General features: G+C 62.3%; 19 protein-coding genes. 6 read left to right on the forward strand and 13 right to left on the reverse strand.

Features of this window, described 5'->3' with window-relative positions:
• Positions 1-58 precede the first annotated feature (58 nt).
• Positions 59-958: a LysR substrate-binding domain-containing protein gene (locus tag ACWTU8_RS06325; protein WP_029351948.1), complete on the forward strand. Its 900-nt coding sequence runs from the start codon at positions 59-61 to the stop codon at positions 956-958.
• Position 959: 1 nt separating this feature from the next.
• Here the strand turns inward: ACWTU8_RS06325 and ACWTU8_RS06330 are convergent, their stop codons facing one another.
• The 10 genes from ACWTU8_RS06330 to ACWTU8_RS06375 all read right to left on the reverse strand — a co-directional run bounded on the left by ACWTU8_RS06330 (position 960) and on the right by ACWTU8_RS06375 (position 9,723).
• Entirely contained in the window at positions 960-1,943 is a 984-nt protein-coding gene (locus ACWTU8_RS06330) for an alpha/beta hydrolase fold domain-containing protein (protein ID WP_095521906.1), read from the reverse strand.
• A 155-nt stretch (positions 1,944-2,098) separates the two neighbouring features.
• The gene (locus tag ACWTU8_RS06335) at positions 2,099-2,392 is read right to left on the reverse strand and encodes a hypothetical protein (protein WP_455847443.1); all 294 of its coding nucleotides are present in this window, start codon (positions 2,390-2,392) and stop codon (positions 2,099-2,101) included.
• A gap of 190 nt (positions 2,393-2,582) precedes the next feature.
• Positions 2,583-4,712, reverse strand: coding sequence for an ASKHA domain-containing protein (locus tag ACWTU8_RS06340; RefSeq protein ID WP_455848398.1), 2,130 nt, complete (start codon positions 4,710-4,712; stop codon positions 2,583-2,585).
• Entirely contained in the window at positions 4,663-5,637 is a 975-nt protein-coding gene (locus tag ACWTU8_RS06345) for a methyltetrahydrofolate cobalamin methyltransferase (protein ID WP_127209057.1), read from the reverse strand. Before ACWTU8_RS06345 ends, ACWTU8_RS06340 begins: the two co-directional genes overlap by 50 nt.
• A 79-nt stretch (positions 5,638-5,716) precedes the next feature.
• Positions 5,717-6,808, reverse strand: a complete 1,092-nt coding sequence (locus ACWTU8_RS06350) for a methylenetetrahydrofolate reductase (protein ID WP_029351936.1) — start codon at positions 6,806-6,808, stop codon at positions 5,717-5,719.
• Positions 6,805-7,416, reverse strand: a complete 612-nt coding sequence (locus tag ACWTU8_RS06355) for a methylenetetrahydrofolate reductase C-terminal domain-containing protein (protein WP_455847444.1) — start codon at positions 7,414-7,416, stop codon at positions 6,805-6,807. Before ACWTU8_RS06355 ends, ACWTU8_RS06350 begins: the two co-directional genes overlap by 4 nt.
• Entirely contained in the window at positions 7,409-7,711 is a 303-nt protein-coding gene (locus ACWTU8_RS06360; protein ID WP_455847445.1) for a virulence factor, read from the reverse strand. Before ACWTU8_RS06360 ends, ACWTU8_RS06355 begins: the two co-directional genes overlap by 8 nt.
• A 242-nt stretch (positions 7,712-7,953) precedes the next feature.
• Positions 7,954-8,865 (reverse strand): fatty acid desaturase, encoded by a 912-nt coding sequence (locus ACWTU8_RS06365; protein WP_455847446.1) that lies wholly within the window; start codon positions 8,863-8,865, stop codon positions 7,954-7,956.
• A gap of 46 nt (positions 8,866-8,911) precedes the next feature.
• Entirely contained in the window at positions 8,912-9,088 is a 177-nt protein-coding gene (locus ACWTU8_RS06370; protein ID WP_455847447.1) for a hypothetical protein, read from the reverse strand.
• Between the two features lie 62 nt (positions 9,089-9,150).
• Positions 9,151-9,723: a DUF4893 domain-containing protein gene (locus tag ACWTU8_RS06375; RefSeq protein WP_455847448.1), complete on the reverse strand. Its 573-nt coding sequence runs from the start codon at positions 9,721-9,723 to the stop codon at positions 9,151-9,153.
• 123 nt (positions 9,724-9,846) lie between these two features.
• On the opposite strand from ACWTU8_RS06375, the gene ACWTU8_RS06380 reads away from it, so the two are divergent.
• On the forward strand, positions 9,847-10,770 hold the full coding sequence (locus tag ACWTU8_RS06380) for an NAD-dependent epimerase/dehydratase family protein (RefSeq protein ID WP_455847449.1): 924 nt from the start codon (positions 9,847-9,849) through the stop codon (positions 10,768-10,770).
• Between the two features lie 8 nt (positions 10,771-10,778).
• Here ACWTU8_RS06380 and ACWTU8_RS06385 read toward each other — a convergent pair whose 3' ends face one another.
• Entirely contained in the window at positions 10,779-11,408 is a 630-nt protein-coding gene (locus tag ACWTU8_RS06385) for a DUF1638 domain-containing protein (RefSeq protein WP_455847450.1), read from the reverse strand.
• 64 nt (positions 11,409-11,472) lie between these two features.
• Here ACWTU8_RS06385 and ACWTU8_RS06390 point away from each other — a divergent pair, with 64 nt between their 5' ends.
• Entirely contained in the window at positions 11,473-11,613 is a 141-nt protein-coding gene (locus tag ACWTU8_RS06390; RefSeq protein ID WP_023798937.1) for an entericidin A/B family lipoprotein, read from the forward strand.
• Between the two features lie 273 nt (positions 11,614-11,886).
• Complete coding sequence (locus ACWTU8_RS06395) at positions 11,887-12,102, forward strand: hypothetical protein (RefSeq protein WP_455847451.1); 216 nt, start codon at positions 11,887-11,889, stop codon at positions 12,100-12,102.
• A 308-nt stretch (positions 12,103-12,410) separates the two neighbouring features.
• Here the strand turns inward: ACWTU8_RS06395 and ACWTU8_RS06400 are convergent, their stop codons facing one another.
• Positions 12,411-12,566, reverse strand: a complete 156-nt coding sequence (locus ACWTU8_RS06400; protein ID WP_455847452.1) for a hypothetical protein — start codon at positions 12,564-12,566, stop codon at positions 12,411-12,413.
• A gap of 1,141 nt (positions 12,567-13,707) precedes the next feature.
• Complete coding sequence (locus ACWTU8_RS06405; protein WP_008876431.1) at positions 13,708-14,406, reverse strand: corrinoid protein; 699 nt, start codon at positions 14,404-14,406, stop codon at positions 13,708-13,710.
• A gap of 270 nt (positions 14,407-14,676) precedes the next feature.
• On the opposite strand from ACWTU8_RS06405, the gene ACWTU8_RS06410 reads away from it, so the two are divergent.
• Together ACWTU8_RS06410 and ACWTU8_RS06415 are read left to right on the forward strand one after the other, a co-directional pair.
• Positions 14,677-16,251, forward strand: a complete 1,575-nt coding sequence (locus ACWTU8_RS06410; RefSeq protein ID WP_236386362.1) for a trimethylamine methyltransferase family protein — start codon at positions 14,677-14,679, stop codon at positions 16,249-16,251.
• A gap of 107 nt (positions 16,252-16,358) precedes the next feature.
• Positions 16,359-17,030 carry a hypothetical protein gene (locus tag ACWTU8_RS06415; RefSeq protein ID WP_455847453.1) on the forward strand — a complete coding sequence of 224 codons (672 nt, stop codon included), beginning with the start codon at positions 16,359-16,361 and terminating at the stop codon, positions 17,028-17,030.
• Positions 17,031-17,092: the final 62 nt, after the last annotated feature.

Genomic DNA, 17,092 nt, shown 5'->3' on the forward strand with positions numbered 1-17,092 from the left:
GTTCAATCAAACGAAATGGAATGATAGTTTGCATCAGAAAAATTGAAGGCTGCATCCCATGAACGCCCCACTCAATCACCCGTTGCCGCTGCTTGATCTCGACGTCCTGCGCACCTTCGTGGCAATCGCCGAGACCGGCAGTTTCACAACCGCGGCCAATGCCGTCTTCCGCACGCCGTCGGCCGTCTCCATGCAGATCAAGAAACTTGAGGACATTCTCGGCCGCTCCGTGTTTGCGCGCGACGCGCGCTCGGTGACGCTGACCACGGATGGCGAGATGCTGCTCGGCTACGCCCGCCGGCTGTTGTCGATCAACCGCGAGGTGGTGTCGAAATTCATCATCCCCGACATTGTCGGGGTGGTGCGGCTCGGCTCGCCGGATGATTATGGCGAGCGCGTGCTGCCACATGTCTTGAAACGTTTTGCGCAGTCGCATCCCTCTATCGCAGTCGATGTCACCATCGACCAGAGCAGCAATCTGCGCCGGCGCATGGACGACCGGGCGCTCGACATCACGCTGCTCACCAATTCCTATAAGACCAGCGCGCTCGGCGCCGAAGTGCTGCTCACCGAACCGATCGTCTGGGCCGGCGCCAAGGGCGGCTGCGCGCATCTGCGCGAACCGCTGCCGGTGTCATTGTGGGAAGAGGGCTGTGCCTGGCGGGCCGGGGCGCTCGAAGCGCTCGGCCGCGAAGGCCGCAACTATCGCGTGGCCTATATGAGCGCGCATACGGCCGGCCAGCGCGCTGCAATCATGTCCGACCTCGCGGTAGCGCCGCTGCCGAAATCGTTCCTCGGCAGCGACATGGTCGAGCTTTGCCCGAAGGACGGCATGCCCGATATCGGCACCTACAATCTGGCCATGGTCGTGGCGCCGGACGCCAGCGCGCCGGTGAAGGCGGTCGCCGACCACATCCGTGCGACCTTCGAAGTGTTCAGGGAAACCGGGAAATTTTGATTCAGGACCTCAACGGCGTGGCCAGGTTGTGAGCGGTGACGCCGCGATCTGTCTTTTGCAGTGACAATTTGTCGGCTTTGGCGTGATAGCTCTCGGTTTCGCTGGTCAAAAACGCCACGATGCTATCGCGCGCACGCCGCGCCTCGGGCATGTCGATGAGCGGCCATGCATGGAACATGCCTTGCTCGAGAACAACCTCAATTTCGACACCGGCGGCACGGGCCTTTTGCGCGAAGATCAGGTTGTCGGGGGTCAGCATGTCGCGCGAACCGGTCAGAAGCAGCGTTTTCGGCAACACCGAGAGGTCACCGTAAAGCGGGCTGATGCGCCAGTCGCTGGGATTTATGCCGGCACTGTAGAGCCGGACCGCCTCCAGCCCGCCCGGAATTCCCAGCCACGGATCGTAGCGTTCCGCCTCGAACACTTCGGGGTTGGCGAGCGACACGTCGAGGCCGGGCGAGATCAGTACATGGCGTGACGGCAAGGGCAGGGCGTCTTCCGCGGCCATCATGGTCAGCACCACGGCCATATTGCCGCCGGCGGAATCGCCCATAAAGACGATGTCCTGCGCTTCCGTCTCATCGAGCATCTGCCGGTAGACCTTGCCGACCATGCCGAACATGGAGTGGAAATCGTGTTCGGGAGCAATCGGGTAGATCGGCACGGTGATGCCGAAGCCCAACCGACGGGCCATATCGCCGATCAACCGCCAATGATACGGCGTGATTTCAAAAACGTAGGCGCCGCCATGCAAGTAGAGGATACGCTTCCGCTCGCCAGCCTTTGGCGCGATTTCATAGACGGGAAAGCCGTCCACGCTGCGCGTCGTGATGTCGAAACGTGATCGGAGCAAGGCAGGCGGCTGATGGTTCTCCGTCTTGCGCGCATAGGCAATCCAGCGCTGCAGGTTTTCCGGACTGGAAAAGGCTTTCTTGCGGCTATACCTGAGGACAAAGGAAACGACGTGGCTTTTGAGGCTGGGCATGCGGACACACGGACTTCGGTTGAGCCGACTAAGAGAACCCCCGCTATCGAAGATCGTGCCTTCGCCCAGAATGTCAAGATTTGCGCTGAGACAACACGGCGGTGTGATCGGGCTGGCAATCAAGGCCAGCAGCTAGTCATGGCTCGCTGCAATGCTCAGCGCCGGTGCAGCAGTGCGGCGCGCAACCGCGGGTCGCTTGCCGCCGGAGCCGTATGACGGCTCCGGCGCTTGGCCAGCAGCTTGCATTTGTCGGCGAACGTCATCAGCGCGCCGAACCCAGAAGCAGGGCCGAGAAGGTGACCTGCGGGTCTTCGCGCGGCGACACTGGCCAGCCGATGTCCCTCTGAATTTCGGGCGGTAGGCTGTTCAGGGCCCGGACGGACTTGCTCCCTGTTGTGCGCATGCTTGATGGCCGTACCAAAGCGGCCGAGGCTTTCGAACATCGACATCTTCATCTCCCTTGGAGTGCTGCGGCGGCTGGAAGTTATTTCCTGCCTGCTGTTCGATGCCGGTTAAATGCGCCGCGCATGTATCTGGTGGATTTCACGAAAACAGCGCCTTGTTTCAGTTTGGGCTGATCCGGAAACATTTGCATGCAAACGAGAATGAGGGCGAAATGCTGCTTTCGCCGGCGGGATATTACCCCCGGCCGCGCCGGGCCGCGTGGCCTTCGCGCGAACGCCGCCGCGGGGCGGCGTCGCCGGCAATGCCGTCTTCGCTGACCGTCTTGCGCGGTGGCAGTTTCACCGCCGCCGAAAGTTTCGGGAACGGGTCGACCTTGTTCGGCAGCGCCATGGCGTAGACGAAGTGCTCCTGGAATTTCGGCTCCAGCGCGGTCTCGATCTTCTCGATCCGGCTCACCGTTTCCTCGATCTCGCGGCGATAGCCGCGGTTCAAAAGCGCCATGCGCGCGCCGGCACCGGCGGCATTGCCGACGGCCGAGACCTTGTCGAGATCGCAGTCGGGGATCAGTCCCAGCACCATGGCGTATTTCGGATCGATGAAGGAGCCGAAGGCGCCGGCGAAGTGGATGCGGTCGACATGATCGGTGTGCTGTTTTTCCATCAACAGCTTGGTGCCGGCATAAAGCGCAGCCTTGGCGAGTTGGATGGCGCGCACGTCGGTCTGGGTGATGGTGATCCTGGGCTCGCCCTCCTTCAGCACGTAAGAGAAGGTGCGGCCATTCGCGATGACCCGCGGTGAGCGGGCGGAGAGCCCGCCATCGACGACGCCGTCCTCGGAGATGATGCCGGCCAGATACATTTCGGCGACCACCTCGATGATGCCGGAGCCGCAGATACCAGTGACGCCGGTTGCCTGGACGCTGTCGAGGAAGCCGGGCTCGTCGGACCACAATTCCGAGCCGATGACGCGGTATTTCGGCTCTAGCGTATCGGGATCGATGCGCACGCGCTCGATGGCGCCGGGCGCGGCGCGCTGGCCGCCGGAGATTTCCGCGCCCTCAAAGGCCGGACCGGTGGGCGAGGAGGCCGCCACGACCCGCTGGCGATTGCCGAGCACGATCTCGGCATTGGTCCCGACATCGACGATCAGCATCATCTCGTCCTGGCGGTGCGGGCCTTCCGACAGCGTCACCGCAGCCGCGTCGGCGCCGACATGGCCGGCGATGCAAGGTAACATGTAGAGCCTGGCACCCTGGTTGAGCTTCAGGCCGATATCCGACGCCTTGATGTGCACGGCGCCCGAGACGGCCAGCGCGAAGGGCGCGCCGCCGAGCTCGGTCGGGTCGATGCCGAGGAACAGATGGTGCATGATCGGATTGCCGACAAAGACGGAATCCAGGATGTCGTTGCGCTGGACGTTGCCTTCCGCGCAAACCTTATCGACGAGACCAGAGATCGCCTCGCGCACCGCGACCGTCATGCCTTCGCGACCGTCCGGGTTCATCATCACATAGGAAACGCGGCTCATCAGATCCTCGCCGAAGCGGATCTGCGGGTTCGACGTGCCCGACGAGGCGGCGACGCGGCCCGACAGAAGCGAGACCAGATGCATGGCGATGGTGGTCGAGCCTATATCGCAGGCAAGCCCGTAGGCCTCGTTCTTGAGGCCGGGCCACAAAGAGATGACCCGCGCGGTCTCACTCTCGGCATCCTTGTGGATGGCGGCGGTGGCGGTCCAGTTGCCTTTGCGCAAGATGCCTTGCACCTGCGGCAGCAGATGGACGTCGAAATCGAGGCTCTTGAGCCCCCAGTCCTTCATCAGCGCGATCTTCAGGCGATCGAGATCGCCTAGCGGCTTGTGCATGTCGGGCTCTTCGATCTCGACATAGCACATGTGGATTGCCGAATCGCGGGCGATGACCCTGGTGTCGGCGTCCTTGCGGATGGTCTGCGCGTTGATGACCGTGTCCTGCGGCACGTCGACGACGAGATCGCCGAGGATCTGCGCCGAGCAGGACAGACGGCGTCGTTCGGGAAGGCCGCGCACGCGTTCGTAGCGCTCCTCCTTGGCACCCTTGGGCGAGATGTGGTCGTTGGAAGAGACGATCTTATGCTTGGCGAAATTGCCTTCCTGCACCTCGACCTGGCAGCGCCCGCAAGTAGCGCGTCCGCCGCACACGCTCTCGACATAGACGCCGAGCTGGCGTGCGGCATCAAGCACCGGCGTGCCGACCGGAAACCGCCCGCGCTTGCCGGACGGCATGAACAGCACGAGCGGATCGGTGATATTGGCAGGTGAGTTCACGATTGCGCGCTTATCCCCGGGCCATACGGGCTTCACGGCCGCCGCGCCGGCGGCCGCCATTGCCATTGCCTTCACCCGGCGTATTGACTTGCGTGGGCGCCGCGATCGCCTGGCCGCCTTCGGCCGGCTTGTAGTCCTTGTATGTCCTGATCCAGTTGGTGCAGTTCTCGTCGGTGCCGTTCAGCACATTGGCGCCGCGCACAGCTTCCATCTCCTGCGGCCGCACCGGGTTCATGATCGCCGAGGTCATGCCGGCGCCGATCACCATCGGGATGAAGGCGGCGTTGATGCCGTGGCGGTGCGGCAGGCCGAACGAGATGTTGGACAGGCCACAGGTGGTGTTGACCTTGAGCTCTTCACGCAGCCGGCGCAGGAGGGCAAAGACCTGGCGGCCGGCATCGCCCAGCGCCCCGATCGGCATGACCAGCGGATCGACGACCACGTCATGCGCCGGAATGCCGAAATCGGCGCAGCGCTCGACGATCTTCTTGGCGACGGCGAAGCGCACGTCCGGATCCATCGAAATGCCTGTCTCGTCGTTGGAGATGGCAACCACCGGAACGTTGTATTTCTTGACCAGCGGCAGGATGGCTTCGAGCTTCTCTTCCTCGCCGGTGACGGAATTGACCAGCGGCCTGCCCTTGGCGACCTTGAGCGCCGCCTCGATCGCCGCGGTCACCGAACTGTCGATCGACAGCGGCAGGTCGACCAGGCCCTGCACGATCTCCAGCGTCTGCACCAGCAGCGCTGGTTCGGTTGCGTTGGGGTCGACGGCGGTAACGCCGGCATTGACGTCGAGCATGGTCGCGCCGCAGGCGGCCTGTTCCAGCGCATCCCTGATGACGGTGTCGAAATTACCCGCGATCATTTCAGCGGCGAGCTTCTTGCGCCCGGTCGGATTGATGCGTTCGCCGATCACGCAGAAGGGCTGGTCGAAGCCGATGATGATTTCTCGTGTCGCCGAGGCGACGATCGTCCGGGTCATGAAGTCTCTCCCTCGTGATATAAAGACTTCTTTATATCGTTTCTGATTTCGATCAAGCGAATGGTGACCGTCCGCGCCATCAATGCGCGGTCTTGACCATATCCACTTGGGTTTCGGTGATCTCGTCGTGCAATATGTGGTCGAGCCGGTCGGCGACGAGCTGGTCGTCGCGGCGGATTTCGCGTTTCCAGGGCTGGCGGCCCTTCAGCACGCCCGATTCATCGACGATCTCGGCGACATATTCCTCCTGGCGATAGGCCATAACATGGACGCCGGAGACGCCAGGAATTTCCTTCACCTCGTTGATGATGTCGATGCAGAGCTGCTTGCCTTCCTTCTTCTGGTCCTGGGCGCCTTCCAGCCGCTTGACGATCGAATCGGGGATATGAATGCCCGGCACGTTGGAGCGGATCCATTTGGCCGTCTTGGCCGAGGCCAGCGGCCCGACGCCACACAGGATGAAGCATTTTTCCGTGAAACCGAGATCGCGGACCTGCTGCATGTAGGTGCGGAACATCGGCACGTCGAAGCAGTACTGGCTCTGCACGAATTGCGCGCCGGCGGCGATCTTCTTGCCCAGCCGGTAGGGGCGGAAATCGATCGGCGGCGCGAAAGGGTTGATCGCCGCGCCGAGGAAAAGCTGCGGCGGCGTCGTCAGCTTGCGGCCGGACAGGAACTTGCCGTTGTCGCGCATGATGCGGCAGGTTTCCAGGAGCGACATACAGTCGAGATCGAACACCGGCTTGGCGCCCGGCTGGTCGCCGGCCTGCACGCCATCGCCGGTCAGGCACAGCATGTTGGCGACGCCCATCGCCGCCCCGCCCAGCACGTCGCCCTGGATGGCAATGCGATTCCTGTCGCGGCAGGCGATCTGCATGATCGGGGCATAGCCCATGCGGGTCAGCAGCGCACAGATGCCAACCGACGACATGTGGCAGTTGGCGCCCGACGCGTCGACGGCGTTGATGGCGTCGACCCAGCCGTCGAAGATTTTCGCGCGGTTGTAGACGTCCTCCGGATCGGCGCTGTCGGGCGGGTTGAGTTCGGTGGTCACCGCGAACTCGCCGCGCCTCAGAACGCGCTCCAGCCGGCCGCGCGAGGTGTGGCCGGGCAGGGGATCGAGCGGCAGGTGGATGCCGGCCGGGTTCTCGTCGCGCTGGCGGCCGATCATGCCGATGCCCCGGTGTTCGTGGTATTCTGGGCCGCATTGCGGGCGGCTTCGCGCGCGGCGGCGCCCTGTGCGGTCACCCGCAGCCATGCCGAGGTCTCGCGCAGCGATTGGTCGACCGGCTTCTGCACGTCGAGGATCTTGTCGCCATGCTTCATGTTGCGAGAGCCTTCCCAGGCCTTGACCCAGACGCAGGGCATATCAGGCTCGACCTCGCAATTGCCGTTGGCGCGCACACCGCCGCAGGGGCCATTGCGCAATTGCTTGGGGCAATTCATCGGGCACGACATGCCGGTGGAGGAAAGGATGCATTGGCCGCACATGCGGCAGTCGAACATAAAACCCTTGACGCGTTTTTCGACGAATTTGATCGGGCCTTCGACGCGGCCGTAGCCGATGCCCTTCCACAGCGGATGGAGGAGCAGGAAAATGTCGGCGAATCTGGCGTAGAACCATTCGAGCAGTCGCGAGTGGCGGACGGACCACAACCTGACCGCGAAGGAGCGCTGCACGCGCCGCTGCGGCGACACGCTGGCCGGCTTGTAGTCGGATTTCGGCGCTGCCTTCTTGACCAGAGTGGCCTGGGTAACCGCCGGGGTTGTTTCAGGCATTTTCTTTTCCGCCCCCCTTGACCAGAGCGACCAGCCGCTCGCGGTCGTATTTCGCGTCGATGTCCTGAAGGGCTTTTTCGGCCTCGCCTTCAAGATCGTCGCTGACCGGCACAGGGTCGGCCTTGCGCCATTCGGCCAGGTAGTCGTCGGTACCGCCGGCGCCGGTGCGCATCGCACACATGTCGATCGCCTCAGTGAAGCGCAGCGGCAATTCGCGCTTGGCGTTCTGCCGGCCTTTCTTGACGATGACCTGGGCGGGGATGTCGCGCCAGTAGACGACGATCAGATCGGCCATGAATTCCTACTCCCGTAGAGCGCCGTGCGTCCAATCGGAAAGGACGCTCTACTACTTTGGCTCAGCTGCATCGTACTTTTCCGGAGATCGATTCCGATCTTCGGGCCGATGCAGTGGTTCGGAGCATTGCCGGAAGCGCTGTTGGGCTGCTTGTTATGGGACGACGCGCGCGCATTCAAAAGCGACGCAATTGGAGGCCGCAAAAGGAAAGGTGAGAGTTTTCGATATTGGCTTGGTTTGGATCAGCCGGTGCGACGATCGAAGCTGCCGACAAGCTTCCTGTGGAAACGGATATAGCCTCGCTCGGTTGTTCGCAGGTGTTCGGCGACGATCTGATGGAAACGCGGCAGGCGGTGAAAGGGAACGGCCGGATAGGAATGGTGCTCGGAGTGGTACGGCATGTTCCACGCCACGAAGCGCACCAGCCGCGTGGTAAAGGTGGTGCGGGTGTTTTCGAGCATGTTGGCGACATGCGGGCAAAGCGCGTGCTCGGCCAACAAATAGGCCCGCAAGAAGGGCTGGCCGACGAGCACCGGCACAATCCAGACCGACAGCAGCAGCGCCGACTGCGCGGCAAGGGAAGCCGCCAGCAGCACCGCATAGGCGATCAGAAACCAACGTGCTTCCGAAGTCACCTTGTCGCGGCCCTTTTCCGGCACGAAGCCGTCTCGGTTGCGGCCAGCGGCGTTGGTAACGACGACGCGCGCCATGCCGCTCCAGTAGGGGACGCCGGAGAGATAGCGCAGGTACTGGGCAATGGTCTTCGGTTTCGGCGCCATCAGTTCGGGATCATTGTCCGGATCATGCGTGTGGCGATGGTGCGCGAAATGGAAATAGCGAAACCACGCCGGCGGCAGCAGGATCAGGAAACCGGACACTGCGGCGATGGCGCGATTGAGCCACGCCGTCCTGAAGGCCGTTTCGTGAATGGTCTCGTGCAACAGCGTGAAGAGGAAGACGATCAGGATTCCCTGCGGCAGCATGAGAATGGGCCAGAACGAAATGCGGGCGGCGATCAGCGCGCCGAGCACGACAACCAGCCCGCCATGAACGGCCAGCCGGACTATGCCGGGCCTGTCCAGTTTGGCGGTGAGGTCGCGACGATCCTCGGCCGAAAGGCTGGCGATGATGGTGCGGTGGTCGATTTCGCTCATACCGGCAAGCTTATTGCCAGGGCGCTGTCCGGTAAATCGGTGCTCGTCAACAGACGCCGGTTTTTACGCCGGTCCAGAGATAGAACCAGGCCGTCGGATGGTGCCACTGTTTCGAAGGCAGGCCCGGGATATGATATGGCAAGCTTCCCGGCTGCGCATCCCTGACCGCCTCGATGCTGTCGCGTGAGAATGCCGCCTGCAGCAGCGCGTAGCTTGAAATCATATCGCCTGCCTCAGGCTTGCCGCGCGCCTGCCGCAGCACGCCGCAAGCCAGGGATCGCGCGCTCAGCGCTTGAATTCAAGGATGTCGAGCTTCGATTCGTATAAGGGCCCCGGGAACTCGATGCGCCATTCGTTGGCGCTGTTGCGAAAGGTATAGCCGACCTGATCGCTTTGCGGGCCGCCGCCATAGGGTTTTGCAGGATCGTCGTTGACAAAAAGGGAGCCGAGATAGATCGAGCGCTTTTCGCCGTCGTCGAAGAAACGCCCCTTGGTGCGCTGCGAACCGGTGATTTTTTCCAGCATCCAGCCCGAACCGTCGTCGCTCACCTTGCACTTGAACCAGCCATAGATGACGAGCGGGCTCAGCCCGCCGGCCTTGATCGTACGGCACTGCCAGTTGCCGGTCAGGTCCTTGTCGGAAAACGAGACCAACGGCTTCGCCAGCAAGGCGTCGAGCTGCTTGACATCGGCGGCGTCGCCAGCCCTGGCTTCGTCAAGGGCTGCCTTGCGCGTCTCGTCATATTTGTCGAGCCGCACCTTGTCGGCGGGCGTGATCAGCTTCTGCACCTCGCCATCGGCGAGCGCGGGCAGGGCGAAGCAGACAACGCCTGCGGCAACCAGGAGGCGAGCGATCATCGGTGCGTTTCCTGGTCGAAAGCTGGAACAGCCTGTTTTCTCGTTTGGCATACAACTTACCCGTTCGCGGTGACATGTCATCCGTGCTTAACAGCGATCAGCTTAAAAATCGTGGTTTCGCCGATGCGGATCTTGCTTACGGGATCGTCAGGGTGGCTGGGCAGCGCGCTAGCGCCGCGCCTGCGGGCTCTTGGCCATGGCGTCATCGGTCTCGATCCCACCCCGTCGGCGCAAACGCAGGTGATCGGCTCGGTCGCCGACCGTGATCTGGTCATGCGGACGATCAGGGAAAACCGCATCGAGGCGATCATCCACAGCGGCGCGCTGCACAAGCCTGACATCGAACACCAACGTAATGAGGATTTCATCGAGACGAATGTGCGCGGCACGCTCAACCTGCTCGACGCGGCGGTGGTATCAGGCGTTCAGCGCTTCGTCTTCACGTCGACGACCTCGCTGATGATCTCGAAAGCCATACGCGCAGGCTTGACCGGCGGTACGCGCAAGGCCGCCTGGCTGACGGAAGACGTGTCGCCCGAGCCGCGCAACATCTACGGCGTAACCAAGCTTTCGGCCGAGCATCTTTGCCGCCTCTATCACGCCCAGTCCGGACTGCCGGTGATCGTGCTGCGCACTGCGCGGTTCTTTCCTGAGACAGACGACATGGCGCATGCGATCGAGCAGTCGGACGCCAACACCAAGGCCAATGAGCTGTTGTTCCGCCGGCTGACCGTGGAAGATGCCGCCGAGGCCCATGTGGCGGCGCTGGAGAAGGCGCCACGACTGGGCTTCGACATCATCATCGTCTCGGCGCCAACGCCGTTCCGGCCAGATGATTGCGAGGCATTGATCGCCGACGCGCCGTGCGTCGTCGCGCGATATTTTCCGGAATTTCCGGCGCTCTATGCGCGAAAGGGCTGGACGATGTTTTCCTCGATCGACCGTGTCTACGACGCCTCGCGGGCGCGGGACAGGCTGGGCTTCGTCTGCAAGACAAGCTTTGCCGATGTGCTTGCCGCGCTCGCAGCGGACGAAGGGGCCGCCTGATCGAACCGTCAGGCGTGTGCCGCCGCGCTGGCCAGCTCCGTCGTCAGGTCGCCATAGCCGGTCGAGCGGCGCTCATAGGCGAGGCCGAGCATTCTTGCGGCCTTCTCGGCGACCTTGTCGAGTTCCGGGTCGTCGGTCTGGGCGATATAGACCAGCTTCTCGTAATTCCCGAAATAGTCCTTGATCAGCTCCGGATGCCTGTCGAGGCCGAGCGGCTTCATGAAGAAGGCCTCGAACTGCCGGCACAGGAAATCGGTCATGTAGAACGACATCATGTCGTCGTCGGCGACCTTCGCATAGGCATCCATGCCCTGATAGAAAGCAAAGCAATGCGGCCCGGCCATGCGCTCGACCCCATGCTTCTCGCAGACACGGTCAAGCAGGCCGCCGGTGCCGCAATCGGCGTAGCCGACGAAGATGTTACTGTAGCCGTCTGCCTTGGCCTTTTCGATTGCCTTGTCCATGGCGGGCGCGATGCGGTCCGGGTAGAAATGGAATTCCGCCGGCAGGCAGGTCAGGTCGAGATGGTCGAGCCCCAGCTGCTCCTTGACGGCCAGAACTTCGCGCGCAATCATCCCGCAGGCGATGACAAGCAGCCTGTCGCGTTGATCGGGTTTTAGCTTTTGCGCAATGCTCATGGAACCAGTCTAACCGATTTTCGTTGCTGTCCCACGAATCTATCTGTTGAGGGAGATACCATTCATGAAACCGCTACGCATTGCCCCGATCGCCATTCTCGCTTGCGCCCTGGCACTTTCGGCCTGCGCCAACACCGTCCGTGGCGTTGGCAGGGACGTCAAATCGACAGCCAACGCGGTTGAGGACACGGTCGAGAACCCCTGATCCGCAGTCTCGCCAAGGCGCATTGCTCTCAAGATAGTTCAAGCGATGCGTATTAAGCCCTTGTAACATCTGGGAACGAGAAAGTCGTGCTGCAAGGCGCGGATCGGATTATGGTCCATGCCGAATTCGCCCAGACGAGGCCGAAGCGCGGACGTCGTGTCCGCCTATTGCAGTTATTTTCGTTGGGGCGGGCACGAAAAGTTGACTTTTCGAGCGGGGGATATGCCGTTAATCTTTCCCTGTACCCTCAACAACGAAGCTAGGAGCCATAGGATGAAGACCGCTCTCTTAGTTGTTGCCGCTCTGGGTCTTTCGGTGTCCGGCGCCGCAGCGGAATGTGTTGGCCACACTAAAACGACGGCTTCCGTAGATCAGCAGACCAAAGCTGCAAGCGTAGATCAGCAGACCAAAGTCGCAAGCGTCGCGAATACGCCGACAACTGCCGAAACGCCGATCCTGAAAAAGGAAGAGGCGAAAAAATCAGAATAGGCGCTTCAACCCGCCCGATCCTACCATAAGCACCCTAGCCGCTAGCGCCGGAAGCTTCCATCGCGGCAGCCAGCGAGGTTAAGCCGTCTACTAACGGTGTCGTTCTTTGGCGTGACACTGGATGCCGAAGGCCAGTCGAGTGGCTGGCAAGCATGCGCAATGGTTGCGGCCATGCAACTGGCGTTAATGCAACAAACACCTACAGCGTACAGGCCTGGGTGGCGGTGTCGTACAGAAATTCGTAAAAAGGGGCCGGCGCGACGAACGCCGACCCTTCTCAGGCAGTAAGAGCGCTGGGTTTTAGCGTGTCAGATTCCGACGCCCGTTCCCTCGTTGCAGGTGCCGAGCGGCGAGGCTTCCAACGCGGCGCACAGGCCGGTGAAACGCCCGGTGACCCAGCCACCAATCGCCGGGATCGCAAGTATCGCTGCTGCGGCATGGACAGGCTCGGAACCGAATAGCACAAACTGCTTCCGCGCTCGGCAACACCCCGGCTGGGCGGGTTTGTTCAATAGTTATGCGAACCAGTTTGAGGGCGGCCCAGGCGCTGCGGATGTTCTCTTGGACTCTATGCTAGCCACCATGTCACGCAGCGGCTTGTTGCGCTTCTGGGGCCGGTATCTCTCCACCCGCCTGGTTCTCGCGTACCCGCTTTCGCACTGTAGCGGCGATCGCCACCACGTCACCAATACCCTATGCCCCGCGCCATGAAATCGAGTCTGGAGCGCGCTAGGGTTTGGTCAAGATGTTGCTAATATGCGGGACAACGCTCTTCGCTCTAGCGGGGGGCCGGCCCAGCGGCTTGGTTGCGAGGGGGACTGGCAGCTGGAGGCCGCTGGGCCTTGACCACCAGCGAGCTTAAGAGGAGGCGCTGTGCTGGCTGACCAAAACTTGCGCTCAAGGCAACGGAATAGCATCATTCGAACGAACACTGTTCGTCAGTATGTTCCTCATGCCGAACATTGGGGGCGCTCAATCTGCTCAGCCGCAGGCCAGCGGACGATGAGCAACCGCATTTTGCCGCCATGTCGAGAGGCTGACGGAATCTATTGTTCGGTCGGCAGCGGCTCATGGTCGAGGAGCAGCACCTCGCCAAGGTCCCGCTTGTCGAACGTCTGGCCACAAACGGGGGCAGGTAGAACAGCCCGACAGCCAATCGGGGGTGACCAGCGGGCCGCCGGGCCTAACCAGCGGGCAATTGGGTCCGTTCGCCGGGAGCCGGGCCTATCCCCGCGCTTAGCCCCCACTGCAGATCGGACCCGATCGGCCCCGCTCGGAGGAGGAGCGCGGGTTTCTCCTTGCCGGTCCGATGCGCCAGATTAGGGAAGGCCGGCGCCGCTTTGGGGGGCGTTGGGATAGATTGCCTTGTAGGGCGCCGGCCAGGCGGCGTTGGGGTCTGCCGCACGAATTAGCTGACAGAGGTTGGGACCGTGGGCATGGCGTGATCGCGGAAGTACCGTGCGTCCAATAGCTAGCCGGCCGGCGCCATGCCGACGGCAATGCCTATGCCGATCGAGAAATCCAGTGGCGAGCTTGCCGCCGAGGTCAATGGGACAAAGGCGCCGAGGGCACCGCGCCAGTCCCTCGGGAAATTGGCTAAAAAGCTCAGGCCGACGCGCGGACGTTGTGCTTGCGCTTCATGAAGTCCTTGGCGGTCTCGACCGCCACGGCCGCGTCGCGGCAATACGCGTCGGCGCCGACGGCTTTGCCGAATTCCTCGTTGAGTGGCGCGCCGCCGACCAGCACGACATAGTCGTCGCGGATGCCCTTTTCCTTCATCGTGTCGATGACGACCTTCATATAGGGCATGGTCGTCGTCAGCAGCGCCGACATGCCGATGATGTCAGGCTGGTGCTGTTCGATGGCGTCGAGATATTTTTCCACCGCATTGTTGATGCCGAGGTCGATGACGTCGAAGCCGGCGCCTTCCATCATCATGCCGACGAGGTTCTTGCCGATGTCGTGGATGTCGCCCTTGACGGTGCCGATCACCATCTTGCCCTGCTTCGGTGCGCCGGTGGCGGCGAGCAGCGGACGCAGGATGAACATGCCCGCCTTCATTGCATTGGCGGACAACAGCACTTCCGGCACGAACAGGATGCCGTCGCGAAAATCCTCGCCGACGATGCGCATGCCCTCGACCAGCGCCTCGGTCAGCACCTTGTAGGGCGCCCAGCCGCGCTCGAGCAGGATTTGCGTCCCTTCCTCGATTTCTTCCTTCAGTCCGTCATAAAGGTCGTCGTGCATCTGCTGCACGAGCTCGTCGTCGGAAAGCTCGGAAAGGATGATCTCGTCGTCGGCCATTTTTAATCCAGCTCCTTGCCGCACGGATACAGTTGCGGGGCCCCAATATCACGTCAATACCTAACCCGCTACAGGCTTGCGTCCATAGCTGATTTGCGACTTCCCGCAAAAGGAAAGCGACTGCAAATCTATTGGAATTCTTGTCGATTTTGCGACAGGCGTTGGCGCTGGCGGGCCGTTTCGAATAGGGTGCATGGCTACGATCCGGCCAGAAGCCGCGATATGCGGCCGTAATAATCAGGCCAGAACAAAAGTCAGGGAAGGACGATCATGAGTGAGAACGCGCCGGTCGACCAGGAAGCGTCAAACGCGCGGCGCGGACGCGCCGCCAGCGGTGGTGCCGCTGCCCGCCGGGCAGCGCGCTCGGGTGGCGGCCCCGGCACCCAGCTCACCTACATCAAGCGCAAGATCAACGTTTATGAGGTGCTGGACGAGGAAGGGCTGGCGCTGATCGAGAAGAACACCGACACGGTGCTCGAAGAGATCGGTATCATCTTTCGCGACGACGCCGAGGCGCTGCAGCTGTGGAAAGAGGCCGGCGCCGACGTCAAGGGCGAGCGCGTGCATTTCCCGAAGGGGCTCTGCCGCTCACTTTTGAAAACCGCGCCATCCGTCTATACCCAGCATGCCCGCAATGCCGAACGTTCGGTGCAGATCGGTGGCAACGCGACCGTCTTCGCACCGGTCTACGGCCCGCCCTTCGTGCGCGACCTCGATGGGGTCAGGCGCTATGCGACGATCGAGGATTTCCGGAATTTCGTGAAGCTCGCCTATATGGCGCCGTCGATCCATCATTCGGGCGGCACGGTGTGCGAGCCAGTCGACGTGCCGGTCAACAAGCGCCATCTGGACATGATCTACAGCCACATCAAATATTCGGACAAGCCGTTTATGGGCTCGGTCACCGCGCCCGAGCGCGCCGAAGACACGGTGGCGATGGCCAAGATCGTGTTCGGCGACGATTTCGTCGAAAACAACACGGTGCTAACCAGCCTGATCAACGCCAATTCGCCGATGGTGTTCGACGAGACCATGCTGGGTGCGCTGAAAGTCTATTCGCGTCACAACCAGGCCTGCATCGTCACGCCGTTCATTCTCGCCGGCGCAATGAGCCCGGTGACGGTCGCCGGCACGCTGACCCAGGTTCTGGCCGAAGTGCTGGCCGGCGCGTCGTTCACGCAGCTGATCCGGCCGGGCGCGCCGGTGCTGTTCGGCACCTTCGCCTCGTCGATTTCGATGCAGTCGGGCGCGCCGACCTTCGGCACGCCGGAGCCGTCGCTGGTTTCCTATGGCGCGGCGCAGCTCGCCCGCCGGCTCGGCCTGCCGTTCCGCACCGGCGGCTCGCTCTGCGCTTCGAAGATACCGGACGCGCAGGCGGCCTATGAGAGCGCCAACACGCTGAACTCAACGATTCTCGCCGGCACCAATTTCGTGCTGCATTCGGCCGGCTGGCTCGAAGGCGGACTCGCCTCCTGCTACGAAAAATTCATGATGGACATCGACCAGCTCGGCATGACGCAGAAATTCTCCGAAGGCGTCGACCTGTCGGAGAACGGCCAGGCGATGGATGCCATCCGCCAGGTCGGCCCGGGCAGCCACTATCTCGGCTGTGACCACACCCAGGCCAATTTCCAGACCGCCTTCTACCGTTCCAACATCGCCGATAACAATTCCTACGAGCAGTGGCTGGCCGAAGGCGAAAAAACCGCACCGCAGCGCGCCAACGAACTCGCCCGCCGCTGGCTGGAAAGCTACGAGGCGCCGCATCTCGATCAGGGTATCGACGATGGGCTGAAGGAGTTCATCGCCAGGAAGAAAGCGTCGATGGCCGACGCCTTCACCTGAAAGGAGCCCGAGTCAGGCGGGGCTAAAGTCGCCAACATCATCCATAAGGAAGTCTGGCGGAGCGCCTTCTCCGACCCGGACAGGAAGGGATGATCCTTGAGCGCAGCATGATCGAAACCATCGCGGCAGCGCTTTCCGCTCACGGTCTCACCTTGCGCGGCGGTGTCAAATTTGCAGGCGGCGAGGAAACGCCTTCCGGCCTCTCTGGCGGTGCCGCCAGATCGGTGCTGCTCGTAGGGCAGGCGGGCGCCGCACCATGGCCGCATTTCCTGCGCTGGAAAGAAAGCCAATCACAGGCCGTCGCCAATCCGCTCGATACATGGTCTCGCGAAGTGATCGGCGGGGTGGCGAACGACTTCGGCGCGCGTGCCGTGTCTCCGTCCGACAGACCGTATCTGCCGTTCCAGCAATGGGCGATGCGGGCCGAGGGGTTGCGGCCGTCGCCGCTCGGCATCCTCATGCATCCGCAATACGGACTCTGGCACGCCTATCGCGGCGCGCTGCTGTTCGAGGTCGAAATAGCGCTTCACGAACCCCGCGGCGTGATTCACCTTTGCGACACATGTGTAGACAAACCTTGCCTCAAATCCTGTCCCGTCAGCGCGTATTCTGCGGATGGTTTCGCGTATGAAACTTGTCTGGCGCATGTGCGTGGGCAAAGCGGCGCGCCTTGCCGCACCGGCGGCTGTCTCGACCGCAACGCCTGTCCCTATGGTGCCGACTACCGCTATCCGCCACAGGTTCAGGCCTTTCATATGGCGGCGTTCGCGGGTCGGTAGCGTCGCCGAATGCCGCACGCAATCTTGAAATAGGTTGCCTCATTGTGACTTGCCCTGTTGGC

It is taken from the genome of Mesorhizobium sp. BHbdii (assembly GCF_053848045.1).